General features: G+C 71.2%; 24 protein-coding genes. 9 read left to right on the top strand and 15 right to left on the bottom strand.

Annotation, left to right across the window (positions count from 1 at the left end):
• Positions 1–153: 153 nt before the first annotated feature.
• The 7 genes from ACFU95_RS27690 to ACFU95_RS27720 form a co-directional block, all read right to left on the bottom strand.
• Positions 154–1,125 carry an N-acetylglucosamine kinase gene (locus ACFU95_RS27690; protein ID WP_383832485.1) on the bottom strand — a complete coding sequence of 324 codons (972 nt, stop codon included), beginning with the start codon at positions 1,123–1,125 and terminating at the stop codon, positions 154–156.
• The gene (locus ACFU95_RS27695; protein ID WP_383832487.1) at positions 1,116–2,381 is read right to left on the bottom strand and encodes a 6-phospho-beta-glucosidase; all 1,266 of its coding nucleotides are present in this window, start codon (positions 2,379–2,381) and stop codon (positions 1,116–1,118) included. Before ACFU95_RS27695 ends, ACFU95_RS27690 begins: the two co-directional genes overlap by 10 nt.
• A gap of 111 nt (positions 2,382–2,492) precedes the next feature.
• Positions 2,493–3,383, bottom strand: coding sequence for a carbohydrate ABC transporter permease (locus ACFU95_RS27700; protein WP_383832489.1), 891 nt, complete (start codon positions 3,381–3,383; stop codon positions 2,493–2,495).
• A 2-nt stretch (positions 3,384–3,385) separates the two neighbouring features.
• Positions 3,386–4,327, bottom strand: coding sequence for a carbohydrate ABC transporter permease (locus tag ACFU95_RS27705; RefSeq protein ID WP_383832491.1), 942 nt, complete (start codon positions 4,325–4,327; stop codon positions 3,386–3,388).
• A gap of 6 nt (positions 4,328–4,333) precedes the next feature.
• On the bottom strand, positions 4,334–5,695 hold the full coding sequence (locus ACFU95_RS27710; protein ID WP_383832493.1) for an ABC transporter substrate-binding protein: 1,362 nt from the start codon (positions 5,693–5,695) through the stop codon (positions 4,334–4,336).
• 181 nt (positions 5,696–5,876) lie between these two features.
• On the bottom strand, positions 5,877–7,088 hold the full coding sequence (locus ACFU95_RS27715; RefSeq protein ID WP_383832495.1) for an ROK family protein: 1,212 nt from the start codon (positions 7,086–7,088) through the stop codon (positions 5,877–5,879).
• 159 nt (positions 7,089–7,247) lie between these two features.
• Positions 7,248–8,603: an MFS transporter gene (locus ACFU95_RS27720; RefSeq protein WP_383832497.1), complete on the bottom strand. Its 1,356-nt coding sequence runs from the start codon at positions 8,601–8,603 to the stop codon at positions 7,248–7,250.
• Between the two features lie 178 nt (positions 8,604–8,781).
• Here ACFU95_RS27720 and ACFU95_RS27725 point away from each other — a divergent pair, with 178 nt between their 5' ends.
• Complete coding sequence (locus ACFU95_RS27725) at positions 8,782–9,042, top strand: hypothetical protein (RefSeq protein ID WP_383832499.1); 261 nt, start codon at positions 8,782–8,784, stop codon at positions 9,040–9,042.
• A gap of 48 nt (positions 9,043–9,090) precedes the next feature.
• On the opposite strand, the gene ACFU95_RS27730 is transcribed toward ACFU95_RS27725, so the two are convergent.
• Positions 9,091–10,185: a mechanosensitive ion channel family protein gene (locus ACFU95_RS27730; RefSeq protein WP_383832501.1), complete on the bottom strand. Its 1,095-nt coding sequence runs from the start codon at positions 10,183–10,185 to the stop codon at positions 9,091–9,093.
• A gap of 318 nt (positions 10,186–10,503) precedes the next feature.
• Here ACFU95_RS27730 and ACFU95_RS27735 point away from each other — a divergent pair, with 318 nt between their 5' ends.
• On the top strand, positions 10,504–11,040 hold the full coding sequence (locus tag ACFU95_RS27735; protein ID WP_093908392.1) for an HNH endonuclease: 537 nt from the start codon (positions 10,504–10,506) through the stop codon (positions 11,038–11,040).
• 151 nt (positions 11,041–11,191) lie between these two features.
• Here ACFU95_RS27735 and ACFU95_RS27740 read toward each other — a convergent pair whose 3' ends face one another.
• Genes ACFU95_RS27740 through ACFU95_RS27750 form a run of 3 tightly spaced genes read right to left on the bottom strand, consistent with a single transcriptional unit; the run spans position 11,192 to position 13,763 of the window.
• Positions 11,192–12,538 carry an FtsX-like permease family protein gene (locus ACFU95_RS27740; RefSeq protein WP_383832503.1) on the bottom strand — a complete coding sequence of 449 codons (1,347 nt, stop codon included), beginning with the start codon at positions 12,536–12,538 and terminating at the stop codon, positions 11,192–11,194.
• The gene (locus ACFU95_RS27745; protein ID WP_383832505.1) at positions 12,535–13,233 is read right to left on the bottom strand and encodes an ABC transporter ATP-binding protein; all 699 of its coding nucleotides are present in this window, start codon (positions 13,231–13,233) and stop codon (positions 12,535–12,537) included. The genes ACFU95_RS27740 and ACFU95_RS27745 overlap by 4 nt, the downstream gene beginning before the upstream one ends.
• On the bottom strand, positions 13,230–13,763 hold the full coding sequence (locus ACFU95_RS27750) for a PadR family transcriptional regulator (protein ID WP_383832507.1): 534 nt from the start codon (positions 13,761–13,763) through the stop codon (positions 13,230–13,232). The genes ACFU95_RS27745 and ACFU95_RS27750 overlap by 4 nt, the downstream gene beginning before the upstream one ends.
• A gap of 194 nt (positions 13,764–13,957) precedes the next feature.
• On the opposite strand from ACFU95_RS27750, the gene ACFU95_RS27755 reads away from it, so the two are divergent.
• From ACFU95_RS27755 to ACFU95_RS27765, 3 genes are all read left to right on the top strand, one after another.
• Positions 13,958–14,236: a hypothetical protein gene (locus ACFU95_RS27755; protein ID WP_383832509.1), complete on the top strand. Its 279-nt coding sequence runs from the start codon at positions 13,958–13,960 to the stop codon at positions 14,234–14,236.
• Positions 14,237–16,378, top strand: a complete 2,142-nt coding sequence (gene malQ, locus ACFU95_RS27760) for a 4-alpha-glucanotransferase (RefSeq protein WP_383832511.1) — start codon at positions 14,237–14,239, stop codon at positions 16,376–16,378. It abuts the gene before it with no gap.
• A 94-nt stretch (positions 16,379–16,472) separates the two neighbouring features.
• Complete coding sequence (locus ACFU95_RS27765; RefSeq protein WP_383832513.1) at positions 16,473–16,730, top strand: hypothetical protein; 258 nt, start codon at positions 16,473–16,475, stop codon at positions 16,728–16,730.
• A gap of 160 nt (positions 16,731–16,890) precedes the next feature.
• On the opposite strand, the gene ACFU95_RS27770 is transcribed toward ACFU95_RS27765, so the two are convergent.
• Positions 16,891–17,403, bottom strand: a complete 513-nt coding sequence (locus ACFU95_RS27770; protein WP_383832515.1) for a MarR family winged helix-turn-helix transcriptional regulator — start codon at positions 17,401–17,403, stop codon at positions 16,891–16,893.
• Positions 17,404–17,549: 146 nt separating this feature from the next.
• On the opposite strand from ACFU95_RS27770, the gene ACFU95_RS27775 reads away from it, so the two are divergent.
• Positions 17,550–18,497 carry an EamA family transporter gene (locus ACFU95_RS27775; RefSeq protein WP_383832517.1) on the top strand — a complete coding sequence of 316 codons (948 nt, stop codon included), beginning with the start codon at positions 17,550–17,552 and terminating at the stop codon, positions 18,495–18,497.
• 32 nt (positions 18,498–18,529) lie between these two features.
• Here the strand turns inward: ACFU95_RS27775 and ACFU95_RS27780 are convergent, their stop codons facing one another.
• Together ACFU95_RS27780 and pepN are read right to left on the bottom strand one after the other, a co-directional pair.
• Positions 18,530–19,072: an MOSC domain-containing protein gene (locus ACFU95_RS27780; RefSeq protein ID WP_383832519.1), complete on the bottom strand. Its 543-nt coding sequence runs from the start codon at positions 19,070–19,072 to the stop codon at positions 18,530–18,532.
• Between the two features lie 142 nt (positions 19,073–19,214).
• Complete coding sequence (gene pepN / locus ACFU95_RS27785) at positions 19,215–21,791, bottom strand: aminopeptidase N (RefSeq protein WP_383832521.1); 2,577 nt, start codon at positions 21,789–21,791, stop codon at positions 19,215–19,217.
• A 112-nt stretch (positions 21,792–21,903) separates the two neighbouring features.
• Here pepN and ACFU95_RS27790 point away from each other — a divergent pair, with 112 nt between their 5' ends.
• Positions 21,904–22,380, top strand: a complete 477-nt coding sequence (locus ACFU95_RS27790; protein ID WP_383832523.1) for a DUF1203 domain-containing protein — start codon at positions 21,904–21,906, stop codon at positions 22,378–22,380.
• An 11-nt stretch (positions 22,381–22,391) separates the two neighbouring features.
• Here the strand turns inward: ACFU95_RS27790 and ACFU95_RS27795 are convergent, their stop codons facing one another.
• Positions 22,392–23,408: an aspartate-semialdehyde dehydrogenase gene (locus ACFU95_RS27795; protein ID WP_383832525.1), complete on the bottom strand. Its 1,017-nt coding sequence runs from the start codon at positions 23,406–23,408 to the stop codon at positions 22,392–22,394.
• Positions 23,409–23,804: 396 nt separating this feature from the next.
• Here ACFU95_RS27795 and ACFU95_RS27800 point away from each other — a divergent pair, with 396 nt between their 5' ends.
• Together ACFU95_RS27800 and ACFU95_RS27805 are read left to right on the top strand one after the other, a co-directional pair.
• Positions 23,805–24,356, top strand: coding sequence for an RNA polymerase sigma factor (locus tag ACFU95_RS27800; protein ID WP_383832527.1), 552 nt, complete (start codon positions 23,805–23,807; stop codon positions 24,354–24,356).
• A 1-nt stretch (position 24,357) separates the two neighbouring features.
• Entirely contained in the window at positions 24,358–25,140 is a 783-nt protein-coding gene (locus ACFU95_RS27805; protein ID WP_383832529.1) for a hypothetical protein, read from the top strand.
• The last annotated feature ends 42 nt before the right edge of the window (positions 25,141–25,182 follow it).

Below are 25,182 nucleotides of genomic sequence, written 5' to 3' on the forward strand. Positions count from 1 at the left end.
GGTGCACCAAGACCTCGGGCATACGGGCACTCTCCGACGCCGGTCCAGTCCCCTTCAGCCCGTCCGGCGTTTGAGGACGAGGCCGTTCAGGCCGATGGGGGTCCAGGGGGCGGAGCCCCCTGGGGATGGGGCGGGTAGGGGCGGACTTGCTGGTTATGGCTCGAAGTGTTGGCGGAGGCGGGTTTGCACCTCGGCCGGCGCTCCCACCGCGTCCAGCCCGAGCAGCGCCGCCCCGAGCACCGGACTCGCCGTGACCACGTCCGGTACCGCCTTGGGAGCGCGGGCGGCGAGCAGGTCGCGGATGCCGTCGGTCAGTTGTGGGTGCCGGGCTGCCAGAACGCCTCCGCCCAGCAGCACGGGTGCCTCTTCCTCCAGCAGGTCCAGCCTGGTCAGAGCGACCGTTGCCATCGTGACCACCTCGTCGGCCAGGCGGTCGACGACGCCGCGGGCGATCGAGTCGCCGGAGGCGGCCGTGGTGAAGAGGACCGGGGTCAGTTCGTGGCGGCGGGTGGGGGCGATGTGTTCGAGGTGCAGGGCCTCGATCAGGGCGTACATGGTGGGGAGGCCGAAGTGGGCGGGGAGGGTGTGCGTCAGCGTCGTGGGTGCTCCGCGGCCGTCCTCCGCGCGTGCCGCGTGCCACAGCGCCTCCTCCGCCAGGCCCCAGCCGCCGCCCCAGTCGCCGGAGATACGGCCCAGCGCGGGGAAGCGGGCGGTACGGCCGTCGGGGCGCATGCCCACGCAGTTGATGCCGGCGCCGCAGACGACGGCCACCCCACGCGGTTCCGTCACGCCTGCCCGCAGGATCGCGAAGGTGTCGTTGCGGACCTCGACGGTCGTGCCCCACGCGCGTGCGTGCAGGGCCGTCGCCAGTTGTTCCTCCTCCACGGGGAAGTCGGCGTTCGCCAGGCATGCCGAGACGTGGTCTGCGGAGGTCACGCCCGCGGCGGCGAAAGCCCGCTTCACGGTCTGGGCGAGACCCTCGATCGCCGGCTCCACCCCTACCGTGGGTGGCCGGAATCCGCCGCCGCGGGCCGTGGCCAGGACCGTTCCGTCGGGTGCCACCACCGCCACGTCGGTCTTGCTGTTGCCTGCGTCCACGGCGAGGACACGTGCGGTCATGCCCACGCTAGGTGCTCCCGGTTGTGTGCGATCAGCTGGTCGGTGAGGGCGTCGGCGTACTCGTACTGGCCGATCAGCGGGTGGGAGAGGAGGGCCTTGAAGACCCGGTCGCGGCCGCCGTGCAGGGCCGCTCGCAGGGCCAGGTCCTCGTACGCGGTCACCTGGGCCATCAGGCCCGCGAAGAGGGGGTCGACGGCTGGTACGGGCAGGGGCGTCGGGCCCTTCGCCCCTACTGATGCCTGTACTTCGATCACCGCGTCGTCGGGGAGGAAGGGGAGCGTGCCGTTGTTGTACGTGTTCACCACCTGGTACGGGCTGCCTGCCCCGCCCAGCAGGGCCGCCGCCAGGTCCACGGCCGCCTCCGAGTAGTAGGCGCCGCCCCGCTTGGCCAGCAGGTCCGGCTTCTCGTCCAGGGACGGGTCGGCGTACAAGGTCAGCAACTGGCGTTCCATTTCAGCCACTTCAGCGGCCCTGGAGGGCTTGGTCCGCAGCTCCCGTACCACCTCGTCGTGCGCGTAGTAGTAGCGCAGGTAGTACGACGGGACCACGGCCAGGCGGTTCAGGAGGGGGCGGGGGAGGTGCAGGTCGGCGGCGATCGTGTCGCCGTGGCCGGTCAGCAGGTCGGGCAGGACGTTCTCGCCCTCGGGGCCGCCCAGGCGTACCCCTGTCTCCCAGGTGAGGTGGTTGAGGCCCACGTGGTCGAGGTGGACCTGCGTGGCGGGCACGTCGAGCAGCGCCGCGAACTTGCGTTGGAAGCCGATCGCCACGTTGCACAGGCCGACCGCCTTGTGACCCTCCGCCAGGAGGGCCCGGGTCACGATGCCGACCGGGTTGGTGAAGTCGATGATCCAGGCGGTGGGGTTGGTGCGGCGGACCCGGTCCGCGATGTCGAGGACGACGGGGACGGTGCGCAGGGCCTTCGCGAGGCCGCCCGCGCCCGTCGTCTCCTGGCCGACGCAGCCGCATTCCAGGGGCCAGGTCTCGTCCTGCCGGCGGGCGGCCTGACCGCCCACGCGGAGTTGGAGGAGGACCGCGTCGGCGCCCTCCACCGCCGCGTCCAGGTCTGTCGTGGTGGTGATCGTGCCGTGGTGGTCCTGGCGGGCGAAGATGCGGCGGGCCAGGGCGCCGATCAGTTCCAGACGGTCCGTCGCCGGGTCCGTCAGGACCAGTTCCTCGATGGGGAGGGTGTCCCGGAGGCGGGCGAAGCCGTCGATGAGTTCGGGGGTGTAGGTCGAGCCTCCGCCGACCACGGTGAGCTTCACTGGGAAGTGCCTCGCCTTCGGGCGCCGGGGACGGTGATCATCGGCCGGATGTCCGGCCCGCCGCGCAGCGGCAGTCGGGGGCAGCGTCCCCCGGGGAAGTACGGCATGCCATCAACCCTTCACTCCGGTGAGTGTGACTCCCTCTACGAACGCCTTCTGGGCGAAGAAGAACACGAGGATCACGGGGGCCATCACGAGGACCGTGGCGGCCATGGTGAGGTTCCAGTCGGTGTGGTGGGCGCCCTTGAACGACTCCAGGCCGTACGAGAGCGTCCAGGCGCCCGGGTTCTCGGACGCGTAGATCTGGGGGCCGAAGTAGTCGTTCCACGCGTAGAAGAACTGGAAGAGGGCCACTGCGGCTATGCCCGGCTTGGCCATGGGGAGGACGATGCGGGTGAGTGTGCGGAATTCGCCGCAGCCGTCCACCCTTGCCGCGTCCAGGTACTCGTTCGGGATCGTCATCAGGAACTGGCGCAGGAGGAAGATCGAGAACGCGTCTCCGAACGCCATCGGGATGATCAGGGGCCACAGGGTGCCCGAGAGGTCCAGCTGCTTCGCCCAGAACAGGTACATCGGGATGATGACGACCTGGGGCGGGAGCATCATCATCGAGATGACCAGCATCAGGGACAGGTTCCGGCCGCGGAAGCGGAACTTGGCCAGCGCGTACGCCACCGGGATCGACGAGACGACGGTGAGGAGCGTGCCCAGGCCCGCGTAGACCAGGGTGTTCCGCCACCAGGTCAGGAAGCCGGGGGTGTCGAAGACCTTGGTGTAGTTGCTCCATTCCCAGGTGTCCGGGACCAGGTCGCGGGTGAGCGCCTGCTGGTCGCTCATCAGCGAGGTCAGGACGACGAACACGAACGGCAGGGTGAAGAAGAGGGCTGCCGCGATGCCGAGGGAGTGGACCGCTGTCCATTCCAGGAGCGCCCTGCGGCGGGCCGTGCGTTCGGCGACTGTTGGGTTTGCCAACTGAACGGGCTTGTCCAGCACTTGGGTCATGGTCAGTCACCTGCCTGGATCAGTCCGCCCCGGCGCCGCATCAGCAGCGCGGTGAACGCCATGGCGAGGGCGAAGAGTACGAGCGCGACCACGCAGGCCGAGCCGTAGTCGAAGCGCTGGAAGCCGAGGTTGTAGACGAGCTGGGGGAGGGTGAGTGTCGACTTGTCGGGGTAGCCCGGCTCGAACTGCTGGCCGGAGCCGCCGATGATGCCGGAGGCGACCTTCCCGGCCACGAGGGGCTGTGTGTAGTACTGCATCGTCTGGATCACGCCCGTGACGACGGCGAACATCACGATCGGCGAGATGTTCGGGAGCGTCACGAAGCGGAACCGCTGCCAGGCCGACGCACCGTCCAGCTCCGCGGCCTCGTACTGCTCCTTCGGTACGTCGAGCAGTGCGGCCATGAAGATGACCATGAGGTCGCCCACGCCCCACAGTGCCAGCGCGGTGAGGGCCGACTTGGACCAGGCGGGGTCCGTGAACCAGCCGGGGGTCGGCAGGCCCAGGCCGTCGAGGACCGAGTTGACCGGGCCGGTGCCGGGGTTGAGGAGGAAGACGAAGGCCAGGGTGGCGGCGACCGGGGGAGCCAGGTACGGCAGGTAGAAGAGGGTACGGAAGACACCCGTGCCGGTCTTGATCTTGGTGATGAGCAGGCCGATGCCGAGACCGAAGGCGACTCGGCAGGTCACCATCACCAGCACCAGCCAGAGCGTGTTGCGCAGTGCCGGCCAGAACAGCGGGTAGTCGTTGAAGACGTAGTTCCAGTTGCCCAGGCCGCGGAAGACCGGTGTGCCGAAGCCGTCGTACTTCATGAACGAGAAGTACACGGTGGACACCAGCGGGTAGGCGAAGAAGACGCCGAAACCAATGAGCCACGGTGACAGGAAGGCCATCGTCCGAAGCGCCGACCTGCGGCGCTTCGCGCGGAGAGTGTGCGTGGACATCGGGCGCTACTTCGCCTGCTCGATGTCGGTGTCGATCTGCCGGGCGGTCTTCTCCAGACCGGCCTCGAGGTCCTTCACCTTGCCGGACTCGTATTGGTAGCCGAAGTCCTGGAGCGTCGTCTGGTACGTCGAGCCGTTGACGGAGGCCGGCGGCGTGTTCGAGTGCGTGTTCTGGGCGATGTCCAGGAACGTCTTGAAGCCGGGGTCCACCTTCAGGTCGGGCGACTTCAGGGCGGCGAAGGTGGACGGCACGTTGTGGATGGCGTTGGCGAAGGAGACGACGGCCTCGGTGTCGGTCGTCAGGTACTTCACCAGTTCCCAGGCCGCGTTCTGCTTCTCGCTCTGCGGGGCGATGCCGATGATCGTGCCGGAGAGGAAGCCCTTGCCGTACTCGTCGGCCTCGTCGTCCGCGACCGGCATCGGGGCGGTGCCGATCTCGAAGTCGGTGCCGGCCTGCCGGGCCATGCCGAGCCGCCACTCGCCGTCGAGCTGCATGGCCACCTGACCGGTCTGGAACGGGTGCTTGGCACCCCACTCGTCACCGAAGGTGTTGCGGTACTTCTCCAGCTTCGTGAAGCCGCCGAGGTCGTCGATGAGCTTCTTCTGGTACGTGAACATCTCCGCGAAGGCCGGGTCCTTGGCGATGTTCGACTTGCCGGCCTGGTCGAAGTAGGTGTGGTCCCACTGGGACATGTAGTGGTCCACGACCGTCTCGTAGCCGTGGTACGTCGGCATGAAGCCCAGCTGCTCGTAGCTGTCGCCCTTGGCGACGGTGAGCTTCTCGGCGTCCTTCGCGAACTCCGACCAGGTCTTCGGCGGGGACTTGATGCCCGCCTTCTCGAAGGCGTCCTTGTTGTAGTAGAGGCCGTAGGCGTCGCCCAGCAGGGGCAGGGCGCAGCGGGTGCCCTCGAACTGGGTGTAGTCCAGCATCGGCTTCGGGATGAGCTTGTCCAGGTCGAGCTTCGACTTCTCGATGAATGGCTTCAGGTCGAGGAAGGCGCCCGACGAGCAGAACTTGCCGATGTTGGAGGTCGTGAACGACGACACCACGTCCGGGCCGCTCGAACCGCCCGCGCGCAGCGCCTGGTTGAGCTTGTCGTCGTTGATGTTGCCGACGACCTTCACCGTGATGTTCGGGTGGGCCTTCTCGAAGCGGTCGACGTTCGCCTGGATGGCCTTGACCTCGGCGGGCGCGCTCCAGCCGTGCCAGAAGGTGATCGTCGTCCTGGCGTTGGGGTCGTCGGTGGCGGCGGACTCCGACTGGCCGGTACAGGCCGTGGCGAGGAGGGCGAGGGAGGCGGTGGCGGCGAGGGCCGCGGCCGCCTTGCGGGACGGTATGGGTGTGACTTTCCAGGACTTTCCGGGCATGACGAGGTCTCCCAAGGGCGGGACGGGTGGGTGAGGAAGGAGGGGGGTGGCTGGAGGGGCCGAATCGCGGAGTGGGGCTGGGGAGGGGCTATGGGGGGCCGAGGGTGGGGCTGAGGAAGGGGCTATGGGGAGCCGAGGAGGGGGCTTATGGGGAGCTGAGGAGGTGAAGTGAGGCGGGCCGTCAGCGGCCGGTGTCGAAGACCTCGTCGCGTGTCGTCGCCAGCGCGCTCTCCAACGCGCCCCGCAGTACGGGGTGTTCACGGACGTCGCCGACCACGAGCCGGGGGCGGGCCGCGGCCAGCTCCTCCAGCTCGTCCTGGACGAGGGCGCGCAGCACCTCGCCGCCGGCGGTGAGGGAGGCGCCGCTGAGGACGACCAGCTCGGGGTCGAGGACGGAGACGAGGGAGGCGAGACCGGTGGCCAGCCGGGTCGCGTAGGTCTGCAGGAGCAGCCGGTGCAGGACGGTGTCCTCGGTGGCTGCCCGGTGGACGAGGGTGGCGGCGGCCTCGGCGTACGGTGTCGACGGGACGTGGGACATGCCGAGTTCGTGTGCGAGCCGGGGGATCGCCTGGGAACCGGCGAGCTCCTGGTAGCCGCCACTGTTGGCTTTGGTTACCTGCCGGACCAGGGGGGTGCCGGGAACCGGTAGGAAACCCACCTCGCCCGCGCCGCCGGTCCAGCCGCGGTGCAGCCGGCCGCCGAGGACCAGGGCGGCGCCCAGGCCGCCCTCGTTCCACAGCAGCACGAAGTCCTCGTGGCCGCGGGCCGCGCCGAGCCGCTGCTCGGCCACCGCCACGAGGTTGACGTCGTTCTCGTACTCGACCGGCATCGGCAGCGCCGCGGCGAGTTCGTCGAGCAGTGCGGGGGTGTGCCAGCCGGGGAGGTGGGAGGCGTAGCGCAGCCGGCCCGTGTTGGGGTCGAAGGCGCCGGGGGTGCCGATGACGAGCCGGTGGACGTCGTCGCGGGCGAGGCCCGCCGCCTTCACCGCGCCGTCCAGGGCGTCGGTGACCTGTCGGACCACGGGGTGGGCCGGGCGCCTGCCGGGGGTGGGCAGTTCGTACGACCCGACCGTGCGGCCGGTGACGTCGGCTACGGCGGCGAGGATGCGTTCGGGGGTGACATCGAGCCCCGCGGCGTACGCGGAGGTCGGATTGACCTCGTACAGCTGGGCGTTGGGGCCGGGGCGGCCCTCCGTGGTGCCGGTCGCCAGGACGAGGCCGGCGGCCTCCAGGCGGGCCAGCAGCTGGGAGGCGGTCGGCTTGGACAGGCCGGTGAGCTTGCCGATCCGCGTGCGGGACAGCGGCCCGTGCTCCAGGAGGAGGTCCAGGGCGGCACGGTCGTTCATGGCGCGCAGGACGCGCGGGGTGCCCGGCGTACCGGCGGTTCCTGCCATGGGGTCGACACCTGCCTCTCGGCTGACCAGCTTCTCAGCGATCTACGACGGAAGTCCATCCAGGATCACTGTTAGGAAAGTTTCCTATCTGGATGTCGAGGAACGTAGACCCGAACGGAAGGTGGCGTCAAGAGTGGTCTACACCAAACGACCCAGTCGTTACTTGACGGCGCTGGGCCCGGTCGCCTGTTCGTGACGGGGGAGCAGGAGCGGTGTCGCCAGCAGCAGGACCCCGGCGAGGGCGATCGCGAGACGCGGGCCGGTCAGCGACGCCAGCAGGCCCCACAGTGCCGTCACCGCCGCGGTCGTCGTCTTGCTGGTGATCGACCACGCCGACAGGGTGCGCGTGGTCCGGTCCGGCGGGGTCTGGTCGAGGCGGGTGGTGGCGAGCACCGGGGCGAAGACGCCCATGCAGGTGATCAGGCCGAACTCGACGGCCATGACGAGGAGCAGGCCGGGGGTGCCGGGGCCGATGAAGGCCAGGCCGACGGGCCAGCAGGCACGCAGGGTGCCCACGGTGCGCAGGACGCGGTGTCGGCCGTGGCGGGCGACCAGGCGCCGGGACAGGCGCGAGCCCAGCAGGCCGCCCAGACAGGGCACGGCGAAGGCGAGGCCGTACTGCCAGGGAGCGAAGCCGAGTTGGCCGAGCATGAGGACGGCGAGCAACGGGGCCGGCGCCATGATCAGGGCGTTGACCAGGAGGGTGTTCAGGAACAGGGGGCGCAGGGTGGGGTGGCCGAGGATGTGCCGCCAGCCTTCCGGAAGGTCGCTCATGCGCAGACCTGAGGGGGCGGTGGGGGAGGGGGGCCGCCCTTCGGCCGCCTCACCTCCGACTCCCTGACCTCCGGCCGCCTGATCTCCGGACGCCTGATCTCCGGACGCCCCCTGGCTTCCGGCCGGATGGCTTGCGAGCCGTCGGCCGCCGGTCTGTTGGCTTTCCTTACCGATCGCGCGGATCCCCAGCGCCGACAGCAGATAGCTCGCCGCGTCCGCCAGCACGGTCGCCATCGGGCCGAACACGCCGATCGCCACCCCGCCGAGCGGTGGGCCGAGCGCGGTGGCCGTCCATGTCGTGGCCTCGAAGCGGGCGTTCGCGACCAGCAGGTCTCCCGGCGGCACGAGCGACTTCAGATACGCCCCGCTCGCCGCGCCGAACGTGATGTCCGCCGCGGCGACCACCACCGACACCACCAGCAGTTGGCCGAGGCCGAGCCCGTCCAGTGCGAACGCGGCGGGGACGCTCAGCAGTGCCGCGCACCGGACCAGGTCCGCCGCGACCATCACCGGCCGCTTCCGGCGGAACTCCACCCACGCCCCGAGCGGCACCGCCACCACCGCCCCGACCGCGAGCCCCGAGGCCGCCAGCAGTGCCACCTCGGTCGCCCCGGCGTGCAGTACGACGACCGCGATCAGCGGGAAGGCGTCGAAGGCCAGCCGCGTCCCGAACGTACTGACCGCGTAGGCCGCCCACAGCCACCCGAACCGCCGCCCCAGCGACCGCCCGTCGCCCGCCACCTGTCCACCGCCCGCTCCGCCTCGCACAACCGCCCGTCGACCCGGGCCATCCAAGCCAGCCGGACACGCCCTGGGCAAACAACCGGGAAGAGGGCTCGCACAACCACCGGTTGTGTCCACCCGTCGAATGCTTGCGGTGAACGAACCGGGCACGCGGCGGAGCACCTAGGCTGCGCGGATGACGCGTGACCGTCGCCGTGCGCTGCTCGCCCTCGCCTCGCTCGCCGTGATCACCGCGGGGGTGTCCTTCGTCTTCTGGGCGACACGGCCCGTGCCGCACGGCGAGTGCCTGGTCGCCTTCTCCCGGATCTCCGCTGTCGGCAGCGAGCCGGTGACCGGGCGTGAGCTTGCGGAGATCGCCCGGCGGGAGTACGAGAAGGCGGTCGCCGAGGGGCGGTGTGAAGCGCCGTGGCCGCGGTGGCGGGGGTGGCTCGACTGAGGTACGCGCCCGCTGCCCGCGTCGTACGGCTGTCCCCGCCCCGCGCGGCTACTTCGTGACGCTCGGCGGTGCCAGCGGCGTCGCGGCCTGGGCCTGCGGCGAGGAGGTGTTGGCGTAGGCCGAGGGGGCCGCCATGCCCGCCGTCGGGTCCGCCATGGGCTCGCCGTCCACCAGGAGGGGAGCGCGGCCGACGATCGGGATGTCGGCCGCGTCGAAGGCGCGCTTGATGCGCCAGCGCAGCTCGCGTTCGACGGTCAGGGACTTGCCGGGCATCGTCTTCGCCGAGACCCGGACGACCATCGAGTCCAGCAGCACGCTGTCCAGGCCGAGGACCTCGATCGGGCCCCAGAGGAGCTCGTTCCAGGGCTCCTCCTTGCTCATCTTCTCGGCGACCTCGTTGATGGTGCCCCTGACCTTGTCCAGGTCCTCGGAGGAGCGGACGGTGACGTCGACGCCGGCCGTCGACCAGCCCTGGGACAGGTTGCCGATGCGCTTGACCTCGCCGTTGCGGACGTACCAGATCTCGCCGTTGTCGCCGCGCAGCTTGGTCACGCGCAGGCCGACCTCGATGACCTCGCCGGAGGCGACGCCGGCGTCGATCGAGTCACCGACGCCGTACTGGTCCTCCAGGATCATGAAGACGCCGGAGAGGAAGTCGGTGACCAGGTTGCGGGCGCCGAAACCGATGGCCACGCCCGCGACACCGGCGGAGGCGAGCAGCGGGGCCAGGTTGATGTCGAAGGCGGACAGGGCCATCAGGGCGGCCGTGCCCATGATCACGAAGCTGGCCACCGAGCGCAGCACCGAGCCGATGGCCTGGGAGCGCTGACGGCGGCGCTCGACGTTGACCAGGAGGCCGCCGATCGCCGTCCCGTCCACCGCCTGCACAGTGCGGTTCATCCGGTCTATGAGCTTGGTGATCGCCCGTCGGATCGCCACTCTCAGCACCGCCGCGATCACCAGGATCAGCAGGACCTTCAGACCTATCGCGAGCCAGGTCGACCAGTTCTGCTCGACCCAGCTCGCGGCCTGGGTCGCGCTCTCGTGGGCGTCCCGGATCGAGGGAACCGCGGGGGTCGTCGACTCCGAGGGGGTTGGCGACGGGGTCGAACCGGCGGCCAGTAGGTCGGCGGGCAAGGACACGGCAGGTACCTCCAGGTGCAGCGGTCCGCCCCACCGGCAGGCGGTCAAGGTCACGAAAAGGTCACCGGCAGGGCAGGCCCACCACACTATCGGGGCATCGTGTGTGGATCGGCGCCATGTTCGAGGGAGGAATCGTGCTCACCTGGGGATGAACTGGTGGGATGAACAGTTCGTCGTCCTGGGGATGGATCAGATGTGGTCGAAAACACTCCCAGCCCGTTACCGGCACATGGTGGCGCTTTCACCAGGCAAGAGGGGAGACTGACTACAGATCGTCCCGGCGCGAGCCACGCGCCGCCGACGCCCAAGGAGGCATCCGTGCCGCATGTCCTGGTCCTCAACGCGTCGTACGAGCCTCTCGGCGTCGTACCGCTCCGCCGCGCGCTCGTCCTCGTCCTGGAGAACAAGGCAGTCTCCCTGGAGGAATCCGGCGCCTTCATGCACAGCGCAACCGTCACTGTCCCCGCACCCAGCGTGGTCCGGCTCAAGCGATTCGTCCGGGTTCCCTATCGGGGGCCCGTTCCTCTTACCCGTAGGGCGCTCTTCGCCCGCGACGGGGGCCGGTGCATGTACTGCGGTGGCGTCGCAACCAGCGTCGACCACGTCATCCCGCGCAGCCGCGGGGGCAAGCACGTCTGGGACAACGTGGTGGCCTCGTGTCGCCGCTGCAACCACGTGAAGGCCGACCGACACCTGTTCGAAATCGGCTGGCGGCTGCGCCACAAACCCGCTCCACCCACCGGACTCGCCTGGCGCATCATCGGCACCGGGCATAGGGACCCGCGCTGGCTGCCGTACTTGCAGCCGTTCGGCGCGGAGGACGCCATGGCCCGGATCGACGGCATTTCCGCCTGACGGTCCGGGCCTTCGCATACCTGCTGTGCGGTGCCCGCGACCTCCGGCCCCGAGGGTCCCCCGTGCCCCCGGGGCCGGACGGTCGCCCCGCCAAGCGGCCGTTCTCCCGCAGGACCGCGGCGCTGCTCTCACCCGTACCGCGGCACCGCTCTCACCCGTACCGCAGCTCCGCCGGCCGCACCGACCTCCGCAGCAACGGCAGTGACGTGGCCGCGGCCAGCAGGCAGGCGGCGTACACGGCCACCGGGACCAGGACCGGCAGCAGCGGTACGGACCCGACGGCGTCGTCGCTCAGGCCGGCCCAGCCCACGTAGATCGCCGTGCCGCCGGCGCCCGCCAGCAGCATCGCCGGGGCGAGCGGCAGCGCCGTCTCCAGGAGCAGCACCCGGCCGAGGACACGCTGCGGCACCCCCGCCGCGGCCTGTGCGGCCAGCCCCCGGCGGCGCGTGGCCAGCGACTCGGCGGTCCCCACGGCCAGGGCGGCCAGGGTCAGCGCCAGCGCGACCAGGACCGCCGCACCGGACAGGCCGAGGGCCGTGGAGTAGTACGAGCGTTCCCCGGCCAGGTAGGGGGTGTGGTCCACCACGTGCAGCATCACCGCCCGGATGCCGGCGAAGGCCGTGCCCACGACCGTCACCAGCAGCACCGCCGCATGGGTACGGGCCGCCGCCCACGGGTCGTCCCGCAGGCGCTCCGCCGCGATCAGCACGGCCGGGCGCTGGGCGCGGGCGGCGAGCACGGAACCCAGCCGCCGGGACGACCAGCCCGCCAGCCATACGGCCGAGACACCGGTCAGCAGACTCAGGGCCACCACCGTCAGCGGGGCGAGGAAGAACCGGAAGGGATTGCCGAACACCGTGCTCACGGCGATCAGGCCCGTCGCCACCACCACCAGCACGGTCACCGCCAGGAACACCCTCCCCGGCCCCCGCGTCGGCCGCACCCGCCGTACCCAGCCCAGCGGCGAGGCCACCAAGCGCCGCAGCGACAGCGCGCTCACGATCGCGCCCAGCACCGGGACGGCCACGGTGACCAGGGCGATGCCGAGCCACGCCAGGGGCTCGGGGCGCTGCCACAGGCGCAGCAGGAGCAGGACGCAGAACACCGTGGCCACCGCCGAGCCGGCCAGACAGGCCAGCCCCGCCTCCAGGGCCGCGATCCGCCGTACCTGGGCGGGTGCGGCCCCCGCGAGGCGCAGCGCGGCAAGGCGCCGGTCGCGGTGCACCGCCCCCACGCGGGCGCACTGCCCGAGAAAGCCGAGGACCGGTATCAGCAGCATCAGCAGTGCGACGATCACGCCCCGCCGGTCGCCGGCCTGGTCCAGGAGTCCGGAGCTGACGGAGACGCGGTAGTGCCCGTCGAGCGGGGCGATCGTGGCGACGGCCAGCCCGAGGCCGGTCGCCAGCGCCGCTCCGATCGCCGTGAGCGTGACCCGCCACCACTCGCGCCGGTCGGATCCCCGGGTGAGCAGCCAGGCCAGCCTGAGGTCGGCTCTCATGCCGCCACCTCCAGCGGCGCCACGGCCCCGTCGGCCAGCCGCACCTCGCGGTCCGCGTACGCCGCCACCTGGGCGTCGTGCGTGATCAGCAGCACCGCCGTGCCCGACTCGCGGGCCGTGTGGGTCAGGGCCGTCATCACCTGCTCGCTCGCCAGTGAGTCCAGTGCCCCGGTCGGCTCGTCCGCGAAGACGATCTTCGGGCCGGTGACCAGCGCGCGGGCCAGGGCCACCCGCTGTGCCTGGCCGCCGCTCATCTCACCCGGCCGCAGTTCCTCCTGACCGCGCACCCCGAAACGCTCCAGCCACTCGCCGGCCCTCGACCGCGCCTCCTGCCGTCGCTCGCCGGCGAGCAGCAGCGGCAGGGCGACGTTGTCCAGGGCCGTCAGCTCGGGGATGAGCTGCCCGAACTGGAAGACCACGCCGAACTCCGTACGCCGCAGCTCGCTCAGCCGCTTCTCCGGCAACCGGTCCAGCCGCTGCCCGTCGTACGTCACCGAACCGGCGTCCGGGCGGACGATGCCGGCCAGGCAGTGCAGCAGCGTGGACTTCCCGCCGCCGCTGGCGCCGGTGACCGCGAGGATCTCGCCCGCCCGCAGTTCGACCGAGGCGCCGCGCAGGGCCTGTGTCCTGCCGTGTGCCTTGACGAGGTCACGGGCCGCCAGCAGCGGCACCGCGCTTTCCGCTGTCCTGCTCATCCTGCGTCTACCTCCGCGGTCAGAGTGGTGAGCCGGGCCGCCGTGGTCGTCATCCAACGGAGGTCGGCGTCGAGGTGGTTGAGGGCGTAGTCCGCCGAGAGCACGGTCGCGAGATCTGTGCCCCGTGCGGTCTTGACCGCCGTGAGCTCGCGCATCCGTGTCATATGGGCGGCGCGCTGGGCGCGCAGATAGGTCTCGGGGTCGCCGCCGGACAGGATCGACACGACGACCTTGGCGAAGATCTCGTTCGTCACGAACGGCGCGGGCGGCGCGATCTCCCCGGCCCACTCGGCCAGTTCACGCGCTCCGCCCTCCGTCGAGCGGTACACGGTCCGCTCCGGGCCGCCGTCCGAATCGGTGCCGTCGACCTCGGCGAGTCCGTCGCGGACCAGCCGCTGCAAAGTCGTGTAGACCTGCCCGTAGGCCAGCGGGCGGGCCTGCGGGAAGCGTTCGTCGTGGCGTCGCTTGAGGTCGTAGCCATGGCTCGGCCCCGTGGCGAGCAGCCCCAACAGGATGTGGCGGGTGCTCATGCCGATCATTATGTACTGAGTACATGTACTGAGTGAATAGTGATCAGGAAAATGGTCCGGGAGAAGCGGCCTTTGCAACAGGATGTGCGGAACAGAATGTGAGGAGAGGCACGTTGTTTCTCTTTGTACGTCTGTCATCGCGTCCGCTGGGTAGGGCTGCGGTAACCCACGTCGTACTCGACAAGGAGGTCCCCGTGGCCACAGCATCGGCCCTGTCCAAACCTGAGGCGCCCATCGAGCCCGGTCTGTACGAAGGCGTCTTCGCCGAGCCCGAGATGCACGCCTGCGTCTTCAGCGCCGAGGGCGCCTGCTTCGAAACCCCCCTCACCAGCGAACCACCCCTCCCCGACGCGGAGCCGCTCACCAGCGAGCCGCCGCTCGCCGACGCCGCGCCGCTGACGAGTGAGGCGGCGACCTGGGACATGGGTATGGACATCGGTATGGACATGGACATGGACTCCCCGAGGCCGTAGATGACAGCAGAGCGGTCGGCCGAAGCCCCTGCCGAGGGTCCCCAGGACCCCGAAGGTCTTGAAGACCTCCCCTCCGACGATCTGGCGCGGCTCGCCGAGCTGCACGGCGTCGCCACCTCCTACCAGCCGTCCGCCGACCGCACCGTCACGGCCTCCGCCGCCGCCCTCACCCTCGCCCTGGCCGCCCTCGGCATCGACGCGAGCACGCCGCGTGCCTCCGCCGCCGCGCGCGCCGCACGGGAGCGGGAGCTGCGCGAGCGGCTGCTGCCCCCGACGGCGGTGTGCTGGAGCGGCGCCGAACCCGGGGCGCTGGCCTCGCTGCCCTCCGGCACCCGGCTGCGCATCGACACCGAACAGGGCGAGACCCGCACCGCCGTCACCCAACTCCCGCCCGGTGTCCACCGGTTGACCGCCACCGCCCCCGACGGCCGTACGGCGACCAGTCACCTGGTCGTCGCCCCGCCCCGCCTGCCCACGGCCGCCGGACGCTCGTACGGCCTGCTCGTCCAGCTCTACTCCCTCCTGTCCCGCCGTTCCTGGGGCATGGGCGACCTCGGTGACCTCGCCGAGCTGGCCGCCTGGGCCGGCCGGGCACTCGGCGCGGGATTCGTGCAGGTCAACCCGTTGCACGCGGCCGTGCCCGGGACCCCGACCGACCCGTCCCCCTACCGCCCCTCCTCCCGGCGCTTCCCCGACCCGGTGCATCTGCGGGTCGAGGACGTGCCCGAGTTCGCCTACGTCGAGGACCGCGAGCGGGTGCGGGTGCTGCTGGAGCGGGCCGGGCGGTTGCGTGCGGCGGTGCTGGAGAAGGGGGAGCTGATCGACCGGGACGCGGTCTGGGAGGCCAAGCGGGAGGCGCTGGAGCTGGTGCGCGAGGTGCCGCTCGGGCCGGGGCGGCAGGCCGCCTACGTCGACTTCCTCGCCCAGGAGGGCCAGGCGCTGGAGGACCACGCCACCTGGTGCGCGCTGGCCGAGGTGCACGGCTCGGACTGGGCGCGCTGGCCGGCGGGGCTACGGGATCCGCGGTCGCCCGAAACCGCCCGCGCGCGGGGCGAGTTGATGGACCGGGTCGACTTCCACTGCCGTCTCGTGTGGCTCACCGACGGCCAGCTGGCCGAGGCCCAGCGGGCCGCGCGGGAGGCGGGGATGCCGGTCGGGATCGTGCACGACCTCGCGGTCGGCGTGCATCCCGGGGGCGCGGACGCCTGGGCGCAGCAGGAGTACTTCGCGGCCGGGATGTCGGTGGGCGCCCCGCCGGACGCCTTCAACGCCCGTGGCCAGGACTGGGGGCTGCCGCCCTGGCGGCCGGACCGGCTGGCCGAGTCGGGGTACGAGCCGTACCGCCGCCTGCTCAGGGCGCTCTTCCGGTACGCGGGCGCCCTGCGCATCGACCATGTGATGGGGCTGTTCCGGCTGTGGTGGGTGCCGCAGGGGCAGCCGCCCACGGAGGGGACGTACGTCCGCTACGACGCCGAGGCGATGCTCGCGATCCTGGTGCTGGAGGCCTCCCGGGCCGGGGCGGTGGTGATCGGGGAGGATCTGGGCACGGTGGAGCCGGGAGTGCGGGAGACGCTGCGCTCGCGGGGCGTGCTCGGCACCTCGGTGCTGTGGTTCGAGCGGGACTGGGACGGCGACGGCCGCCCCCTGCCGCCGGACTCCTGGCGCGCCGACTGCCTCGCCACCGTCACCACCCACGACCTGCCGCCCACCGCGGCCCGCCTCACCGGCGACCACGTCGAACTCCGCGACGGCCTCGGCCTGTTGACCCGCCCCCTGGAGCAGGAGCGGGCCGAAGCGGCGGCGGACACCGCCGAGTGGCTGGAACTGCTGTCCCGGCTCGGGATGCTGCGGGGCACCCACGGGGGGCGCTGCGCCTCCGAGGAGGAGGCCGAGATCCAGGGCGTCCACCGCTTCCTGCTGCGCACCCCGGCCCGCATGGTCGGCGTCTGGCTCCCCGACGGCGTGGGTGACCGCCGCCCGCAGAACCTGCCGGGGACCTGGACCCAGTACCCGAACTGGCGGCTGCCGATCGCGGACGCGGAGGGGAGGGCGGTGACGCTGGAGGAGCTGGCGGGCTCGGCCCGGGTGCGGGCCCTGCTGGAGGTGCTGCGGGCGGGAGCGGGAGCTGCCGGGCCGCGATGACCACGCGCCCGGCACGGGGGGCTGGGCGGCCGCCCGCGCCTCATACGGCACCCCGGGCGCGCGGCCCCTCGTGGGGTTCGATACTTTTGGCAACGTGGACAAGAAGAACGCCCTGCGCGCCGGCGCCCTGGTCGCCGGTACGACGCTGATGATGCTGCTCATGTCGTCCCCCGCGCTCGCGCTGACGCGTGACGACGGTGACGACCCCGGCCCGGGCCTGAGCGTCATCGAGACGCTGGGCCAGTTCGTCCTGGCCCCCCTCGTGATCTTCGCGGTCATCACGGGCCTCGTGATGGTCCTGGACCGCTCCACGGACCGCCGGCCGAAGGCCAAGTCCAAGGCGAGGGCCTGAGCGAGGCAAGCGCCTGAACGAGGCGAGGGCCTGATCGGGGCGTTTTGCCCGGTCCTGGCTTTCCCGCAGCTTTTCCCGAGGGCGCCGACCCCGTCGTACGTACGCGCATCCGCCGTACGCCGACGAGGCCGGCGCCCTCGGTGTGTTCTCCGGCGGGCCGCTAGCGCTGTTCGGGTGTCCCCGCCAGCAGCTCCCGCAACAGGTCGGCCAGTCGGTCGGCCTGTTCGCCGTCGAGGGCCGACAGGGCCTCCGTCTGGACGGCGAGGCCGGCGCCGACCGCCTCGTCGATGAGGTGCAACCCCTTCTCGGTGAGGGTGACCTGCAGACCGCGGCGGTCGTGCGGATCGGGGGAGCGGCGCAGCAGGCCGGCCCGTTCCAGCTTGTCGAGGCGGCCGGTCATGCCGCCGGTGGTGAGCATCAGCGTCGCCGAGAGCTGCCGGGGCGAGAGCGTGTGCGGCTCACCGGCGCGGCGCAGGGTCGCCAGGACGTCGAACTCGCCGCGCGAGATGCCGTAGGGCGTGTACGCCTTCTCCATGCGGTCGCCCAGTGTGCGCGAGAGGCGGAAGATCCGCCCGAAGACCTCCATCGCCTTGGTGTCGAGGTCGGGCCGCACGGCCGCCCACTGGTCGACGATCGCGTCGACGGGGTCCTTGCGCTGGGGGCGTTCGCTCATGTGCCGAGTATCGGTCGTCGGACGCTCGGCCGCAAGAAAGTGGCTTGACGGAAAGTAGCTTACGACTAAGCTACTTGCCATCGACCTGTTCCGAGTCCGGCCGGACGTGTTCCTGGCCGACCTCCCTGCCTCGAAGGGTGCGTGCCATGGGTGCGCTGATACTCCTCACGGCGCTCGCCCCCGTCTCCTGGGGCACGACCTACGCGGTCACCACCGAGTTCCTGCCGCCCGACCGCCCCCTGTTCACCGGCCTGATGCGCGCGCTGCCCGCCGGACTGCTGCTGCTCGCCCTCGCCCGGGTCCGCCCGCGCGGCGCCTGGTGGTGGAAGTCGGCGGTGCTCGGCGCGCTGAACATCGGCGCCTTCTTCCCGCTGCTGTTCCTGTCCGCGTACCGGTTGCCCGGTGGCATGGCGGCGGTCGTGGGCTCGGTCGGGCCGCTGTTCGTCGCGGGACTCGCGGCGCTGCTGCTGGGGGAGCGGCCGACCGTGCGGACGCTGCTCACCGCGGTCGTGGCCGCGTTCGGGGTCAGTCTCGTCGTGCTGCGGGCGGCCGGTGCCCTGGACGCGCTGGGCGTCCTGGCGGCGCTCGCCTCCACCGCCTCGATGTCCACGGGCACGGTGCTGACCAAGCGCTGGGGACGCCCGGACGGCGTCGGACCCCTCGCCCTCACCGGATGGCAGCTGACGGCCGGCGGCCTGCTCATCGCCCCGCTCGCCCTCCTGGTCGAGGGCGCGCCGCCCGCGCTCGACGGCCCGGCGATCGGCGGCTACCTCTATCTGGCGCTGGCGAACACGGCCCTCGCGTACTGGCTCTGGTTCCGCGGCATCGGCCGCCTCACCGCCACCCAGGTCACCTTCCTCGGGCCGCTGTCCCCGCTGACCGCCGCCGTGGTCGGCTGGGCGGCACTGGACCAGACGCTGACGCCGCTTCAGCTGGCGGGCATGGCGCTGGCGTTCGGGGCGACCGTGGTGGGGCAGATCGGGGCGGGGCGCCGGGTGGCGGCGAGGGCGGCCACCGGTGAGTCCTTCGGTTCCGCTGAAGTGAGGCATCGAGAGGACTCGACGGACGTGAAGGTTCAGGCGTTGCGACGGTAGATCGCCGCGGTCCGCGTGAGCACCCCGTGGGATCAGACTTGGTCCAGCCGCCGATGCGGTCCGTCGGGGAGCTTTACCTTGATCAAGTCGCCGGGGCGCACCACCCCGCCTTCCTTCACGACACTCATGATCCCGGCCTTGCGCACGATGTTCCCGGCCTCGTCACGGCCGACGACCTGCTTCAGCAGCCCGTTTCGGAAGTTGTCGATCTGCAGGCAGGGGTTGCGCAGCCCGGTCACCACCAGCATCGCGTCCTCGCCCAGGCGCAGCTCGGTGCCGACAGGCAAACCGAGCAGGTCGATGCCGCGAGTGGTGACGTTCTCCCCGAGCTCACCTGGCGCGACCCGGTATCCCGCGCCACCGACCTCGGCAAAGAGCTCTTCGTGGATGAGGTGCACCTGGCGCAGGTTCGGCTGAGTGGGATCCTGGGCAACGCGGGAGCGATGCCTGACCGTCACACCGGCGTGGACGTCTCCCTCCACGCCCAGTCCGGCCAGCAAGGTGATGCTGTCCCGGTTCGGCTTGGTGAACGAATACCGGCCATTGCTGCTGACCGCCGTCACCGTCCCGTTCATGCCTGCGAACCTCCTCCTCAGCGGCGATGACCCTTCAGGAGCCTAGCCCTCAAGCCTCAGTTTTCAAGGCGTGGTCCCGTTGCGAGGAGGGCGCCCGGCGCAACAGCACCGGGCGCCCTCGTCGACGTACGTACTACGGCCGTTACTGCTCAGCCGCCGTGTCCGCGGCCTGGGCCTTCAGAGCCCGTTCCACGCCCGCCCGGGACTCCGAGACCAGACGTCGCAGGGCCGCGTTCGGCTCCGTCGACGTCAGCCAGCTGTCCGTCTTCTCCAGCGTCTCCTCGGAGACCTGGATCGTCGGGTACAGGCCCACGGCGATCTGCTGGGCGATCTCGTGGGAGCGGGAGTCCCAGATGTCCTTGACCACCTCGAAGAACTTGTCCCCGTACGGGGCGAGGAGTTCGCGCTGGTCGGTCTGGACGAAGCCGCCGATGACCGCCTCCTGGAGGGCGTTCGGGAGCTTGTCGGAGTCGATGACCGACGACCAGGCCTCGGCCTTGGCCTCGGGGGTCGGGCGGGCCGCGCGGGCCGTGGCGGCGTGACGCTCGCCGGCCGCCGTCCTGTCCCGCTCGTACTCGCCCGCGATCTCGGTCTCGTCGAAGCGGCCCACGGCCGCCAGGCGCTGCACGAACGCCCAGCGCAGCTCCGTGTCGACGGCCAGCCCCTCGACCGACTGGGAGCCGTCCAGCAGGCCCTCCAGCAGGTCCAGCTGCTCCGGCGTACGGGCCGTCGCGGCGAACGCCCGCGCCCACGCCAGCTGGTGGTCGCTGCCCGCCTCGGCGGACCGCAGATGGGCCAGCGTGGCGTCCGTCCAGCGGGTCAGCAGGGCCTCGCGGGCGGCCGGGGCGGCGTACAGCTCGATCGCCAGCTTCACCTGGCGCTGCAGCGACTGCACGACGCCGATGTCGGACTCCTTGCCGATGCCCGACAGGACCAGCGAGAGGTAGTCGCGGGTGGCGAGCTCCGCGTCGCGCGTCATGTCCCAGGACGACGCCCAGCACAGGGCCCGCGGGAGGGACGCCTCGAAGTCGCCGAGGTGCTCCGTGACGAAGGCCAGGGACTGCTCGTCCAGGCGGACCTTCGAGTACGACAGGTCGTCGTCGTTGAGGAGGATCACGTCCGCGCGGCGCTTGCCCACCAGCTGCGGAACGGCGGTCAGTTCACCGTCCACGTCCAGCTCGACGCGCTCGTCGCGCAGCAGCCTGCCCGACGCGTCGTCGAGGCTGTAGAGGCCCACCGCGATGCGGTGCGGCCGCAGCGTCGGCTCACCCTTCGCGCCGGCCGGCAGCGCGGGTGCCTCCTGGCGGATCGCGAAGGACGTGATGACACCGTCGGCGTCCGTCTCGATCTCGGGACGCAGGATGTTGATGCCCGCCGTCTCCAGCCACTTCTTCGACCAGGTCTTCAGGTCACGGCCGGAGGTCTCCTCCAGGGCGCCCAGCAGGTCGGACAGGCGCGTGTTGCCGAACGCGTGGCGCTTGAAGTACGCCTGCACACCCCGGAAGAACTCGTCCATGCCGACGTAGGCGACGAGCTGCTTGAGGACGGAGGCGCCCTTGGCGTACGTGATCCCGTCGAAGTTGACGAGGACGTCGTCCAGGTCCCGGATCTCGGCCATGATCGGGTGGGTGGAGGGCAGCTGGTCCTGCCGGTAGGCCCAGGTCTTCATGGAGTTGGCGAAGGTGGTCCAGGAGTTCGGCCACTTCGATCCGGGAGCGTGCGCGAGGCAGGACGCCTCCGCGTAGGTGGCGAACGACTCGTTCAGCCACAGGTCGTTCCACCACTCCATGGTGACCAGGTCGCCGAACCACATGTGGGCCAGCTCGTGCAGGATCGTCGCCGCACGCTGCTCGTACGCGGCGTCGGTGACCTTCGACCGGAAGACGTACTGGTCACGGATGGTGACCGCGCCGGCGTTCTCCATCGCGCCCGCGTTGAACTCCGGCACGAACAGCTGGTCGTACTTCGCGAACGGGTACGCGTAGTCGAACTTCTCCTGGAACCAGTCGAAGCCCTGCCGGGTCACCTCGAAGATCGCGTCCGAGTCGAGGTACTCGGCGAGCGACGGCCGGCAGTAGATGCCGAGCGGGACGGACTGGCCGTCCTTCTCGTAGACGCTGTGCACGGAGTGGTACGGGCCGACGATGAGCGCCGTGATGTACGACGAGATGCGCGGCGTCGGCTCGAAGGACCAGACGTTGTCCTTCGGCTCCGGGGTGGGCGAGTTGGAGATCACCGTCCAGCCCTCGGGGGCCTTCACGGTGAACTGGAAGGTGGCCTTCAGATCGGGCTGCTCGAAGGACGCGAAGACGCGGCGCGCGTCCGGGACCTCGAACTGGGTGTAGAGATATGCCTGCTGGTCGACCGGGTCGACGAAGCGGTGCAGGCCCTCGCCGGTGTTGGTGTACGCGCAGTCGGCGACCACCCGCAGGACGTTGCGGCCCTCCAGCAGGCCCGGCAGCGCGATACGGGAGTCCTTGAAGACCTCGCCCGCGTCGAGCGGGTCGCCGTTGAGAGTCACCTCGTGGACGGTCGGTGCCACGAGGTCGATGAAGGAGTCGGCGCCGTTCTCCGTGACGTCGAAGCGCACCGTGGTCACGGACCGGTAGGTGCCGCCTTCCTGCGCGCCGGAGAGGTCGAGATCGATCTCGTAAGAGTCAACGGTGAGCAGCTTCGCCCGCTGCTGCGCCTCTTCGCGAGTCAGGTTTGTGCCAGGCACGCGGTCATCTCCTCGATATGTGTGGGTTGCGCCATCCTTCCACGGGACCTGCACGGAGCGCGATGTCCGTTTACCGCCGGTGGGCGGGACGTACGCGCGTGACGCTGGGGACATGACGACCTATCGCGCACGCCCCGTCGACCCGACGGCCCTGAAGGAGCTTCGCTCTGCTGACGACGCGGGACGCCGGACGGTTCCCGTGACCGACGAGGAGGGCGGGGCGCCCCTGCGCTGCTGCCTGCGCAAGAGCGCGCCCGGGGAGCGGATCGCCCTCGTCTCGTACGCCCCGCTGCGCCGCTGGGCGGCCGGGAACGGCGCCGATCCGGGTGCGTACGACGAGCAGGGGCCCGTCTTCATCCACGCGGAGGAGTGTGCCGGGCCGCGACTGGACGGCCTGCCCTTCGTGAACGCGCACCGCGTGGTCCGCCGGTACTCGGCCGAGGGGCACATCCTCGGCGGAGAGCGGGTCGAGGGCGCGGACAGCACGGCCCAGGGCCTCCAGAACGCGTTCGACGACCCGTCCGTGGCGCTCGTCCACGTCCGGGCCGTCGAGTACGGATGCTTCCTCTACGAGGTCCGCAGGGCCTGAGGGGGCAGGTCCTAGCCCTTCAGCTCCGCCGCCACCAGCTCCGCGATCTGCACGGCGTTCAGCGCCGCGCCCTTGCGGAGGTTGTCGTTGGAGAGGAAGAGGGCGAGGCCGTGCTCGACCGTCTCGTCCTGGCGGATCCGGCCGACGTAGGACGGGTCCTGGCCGGCCGCCTGCAGCGGGGTCGGGACGTCGCTGAGGGCCACGCCGGGGGCGCCGGCCAGCAGTTCCTTGGCGCGCTCCACGCTGATCGGGCGGGCGAAGCGGGCGTTGACCTGGAGGGAGTGGCCGGAGAAGACCGGGACCCGCACACAGGTGCCGGAGACCTTCAGCTCGGGGATCTCCAGGATCTTGCGGGACTCGTGGCGGAGCTTCTGCTCCTCGTCGGTCTCGTTCAGGCCGTCGTCGACGATCGAGCCGGCCAGCGGCAGCACGTTGTACGCGATCGGCGCGACGTACTTGTTCGGCTCGGGGAACTCCGCCGCCGAGCCGTCGTGGGTGAGCTTGGGCGCGTCGTCGCCGACCTTCTTGACCTGCTCGAACAGCTCGTCCACGCCCGCGAGACCGGAGCCGGAGACCGCCTGGTAGGTGGCGACGACCAGCGCCTGAAGGCCCGCCTCGGCGTGCAGCGGACGCAGCACCGGCATCGCGGCCATCGTCGTGCAGTTCGGGTTGGCGATGATGCCCTTGGGGCGGTCGGCGATCGCGTGCGGGTTCACCTCGGAGACGACCAGCGGGACCTCGGGGTCGCGGCGCCAGGCCGAGGAGTTGTCGATCACCACGGCGCCCTGGGCGGCGACCTTCGGCGCCAGGGCCTTGGCGGTCGAGCCGCCCGCCGAGAACAGGACGATGTCCAGGCCGCTGTAGTCGGCCGTCGTCGCGTCCTCCACGGTCACGCCGTCCAGGACCGTCCCCGCCGAGCGGGCCGAGGCGAACAGGCGCAGCTCGGTGACCGGGAAGTCCCGGTCCTTGAGGATCCTGCGCATGACCGTGCCGACCTGACCGGTGGCTCCGACGATTCCGACCCTCACGGCGACTCCTTCTACGTGATCTGCGTGGCTTGTCTGTGTCTGCTGCATGGCCGAGGCGTTTCCATCATGCGGTCAGCCTTGGTCCGCCTGTCCAATCGTTTGACCGGGATGACCGAACGGTGGAACGCGTCGGACCCCGGCCAGAGCCGCGGTTCTGCGGCGCTCACCCGGGCTGAGCTGGAGATATTCGCCCTGCGGCGGCCCCGCACCGCAAGCTCGCCTGCCCGCCCGCAACCGGCCTACGCGGCGGTGTGACGTACGCCTCTGCGCGTGTCCCGGTGCGCGCCTGTGTGCGGCTCTGTGTGCAGCGGCGGGGCGTCCCGGGAAATTCCGGCGGACGAGGTCGAACGTTTTGGCCCGTCCTGGCGTCACAGTCACCACACGGCGAGGGGAGGGGTGGCTGTGCTGCGCAGAAAGGCCCGCCGCGACCAGGGGGGCGGTGCCGTCCAGGAGGTACCGGACGATCCGCTGGACGCGGCCCAGGAACGTCGGGTGCGGGCGGTGCTCGCGCTGGGCGGGGTGCCGCAGGCGGACCTGCCGGACGGGGTACAGCAGGTCCGCCTGCGGCTGCTGGAGCGGGCCGCGAGCGGGCGCGAGGCCCCGCGGGACGTGTCGGCGTGGGCGGCGGTCGTCGCCTCCAACCTCGCCATGGACTGGCACCGGGCCAAGAAGCGCCAGGAACGGCTCGGTGAACGCCTCGCCTCCCTGCGCCAGCCGGCCGCCCACCCCTCCGGTGAGGAGACGAGCCTGCTCTCCCTCGCCGTCGCCCGGGGCCTGGACGAACTGCCCGACGCCCAGCGTCAGGTCCTTGTCCTGCGTTTCTACGGCGATCTCCCCGTGCGCGACATCGCCGAGGAGCTGGGCATCCCGGAGGGCACGGTCAAGAGCAGGCTGCACACGGCGGTACGGGCCCTGCGCGCCCGCCTGCACGAGGACGAGGTGGTGTGACATGACCGCCGAGCACGAGGGCCGCGCCGGCGTCGACGCGCTGATGGCCGCGATCACCGACGAGCCGCTCACGGACGAGGCGCGCGCGGACGCCGCCTTCATGGCGGAGCACCGGTCGGCCGTCGCCGATGTGGCGCTGCTGCGGGAGCAGCTGGGGATCATCGGGCACGCGCTCGCCGAGCCGGCGGCGGCCCCGGCCGCCGAGCCGGAAACCGACCCCGTTCCCGACCCCGCCCCCCTTCGGGTACGACAGCCCTCCCGCGCCCGGCGCCGCGTGTTCGCCGTCGCCTTCGGCGGGCTCGCCGTGGCCGCCGCGGCGTCCGTGCTGGCGGGCATGGGCTGGCTGCTGACACAGGCCGGCGGCGACGCCTCCGACGCGGGGGCCGGTGCCGCCGCCGACAAGCAGGCATCCTCCGAGGCCGGCGGCGGCAATGCCTTCGGCAGCCCCGGCTACCTCGCCTGCTCCCGCCTCGTCGCCGAGGGCAGGGCCACCTCGGTGGAACGGCTCCCCGGTACGACGTCCCTGCGCGTCACCCTGCACATGAGCCACTACTACAAGCCGGACAAGCCAGATAAGACGGACAAGGGCGAGGAGGAGCTGACCTTCGTGGTCGACGAGAACCTCGTCCCGGGCCTGCGCGCGGGCGACCCCGTCCTCATCGGTATCCCCCAGGGCGCCCGCCAGCCCGACTTCTGGGCCGTCGGCGAGCAGAACATCGCCCCCGAACGGGCCTGGATCACCGCCTCGCTGCCCAAGTCGCGCGACCGGACCTGCGGGGGATGACAGAGAAACGGGCGGGCGCCCACACGGACGCCCGCCCCACTG

The organism is Streptomyces sp. NPDC057623, assembly GCF_042800355.1.
GTDB lineage: Bacteria > Actinomycetota > Actinomycetes > Streptomycetales > Streptomycetaceae > Streptomyces.

Coding starts and splice junctions, on each gene's coding strand:
- malQ (WP_383832511.1), top strand. CDS start 14,237: ATGACAGCAGAGCGGTCGGCCGAAGCCCCTGCCGAGGGTCCCCAGGAC.
- ACFU95_RS27705 (WP_383832491.1), bottom strand. CDS start 4,327: ATGTCCACGCACACTCTCCGCGCGAAGCGCCGCAGGTCGGCGCTTCGG.
- ACFU95_RS27750 (WP_383832507.1), bottom strand. CDS start 13,763: ATGAGCACCCGCCACATCCTGTTGGGGCTGCTCGCCACGGGGCCGAGC.
- ACFU95_RS27745 (WP_383832505.1), bottom strand. CDS start 13,233: ATGAGCAGGACAGCGGAAAGCGCGGTGCCGCTGCTGGCGGCCCGTGAC.
- ACFU95_RS27780 (WP_383832519.1), bottom strand. CDS start 19,072: ATGAACGGGACGGTGACGGCGGTCAGCAGCAATGGCCGGTATTCGTTC.
- ACFU95_RS27775 (WP_383832517.1), top strand. CDS start 17,550: ATGGGTGCGCTGATACTCCTCACGGCGCTCGCCCCCGTCTCCTGGGGC.
- ACFU95_RS27770 (WP_383832515.1), bottom strand. CDS start 17,403: ATGAGCGAACGCCCCCAGCGCAAGGACCCCGTCGACGCGATCGTCGAC.
- ACFU95_RS27715 (WP_383832495.1), bottom strand. CDS start 7,088: ATGGCAGGAACCGCCGGTACGCCGGGCACCCCGCGCGTCCTGCGCGCC.
- ACFU95_RS27710 (WP_383832493.1), bottom strand. CDS start 5,695: ATGCCCGGAAAGTCCTGGAAAGTCACACCCATACCGTCCCGCAAGGCG.
- ACFU95_RS27700 (WP_383832489.1), bottom strand. CDS start 3,383: ATGACCCAAGTGCTGGACAAGCCCGTTCAGTTGGCAAACCCAACAGTC.
- ACFU95_RS27805 (WP_383832529.1), top strand. CDS start 24,358: ATGACCGCCGAGCACGAGGGCCGCGCCGGCGTCGACGCGCTGATGGCC.
- ACFU95_RS27725 (WP_383832499.1), top strand. CDS start 8,782: ATGACGCGTGACCGTCGCCGTGCGCTGCTCGCCCTCGCCTCGCTCGCC.
- ACFU95_RS27740 (WP_383832503.1), bottom strand. CDS start 12,538: ATGAGAGCCGACCTCAGGCTGGCCTGGCTGCTCACCCGGGGATCCGAC.
- ACFU95_RS27790 (WP_383832523.1), top strand. CDS start 21,904: ATGACGACCTATCGCGCACGCCCCGTCGACCCGACGGCCCTGAAGGAG.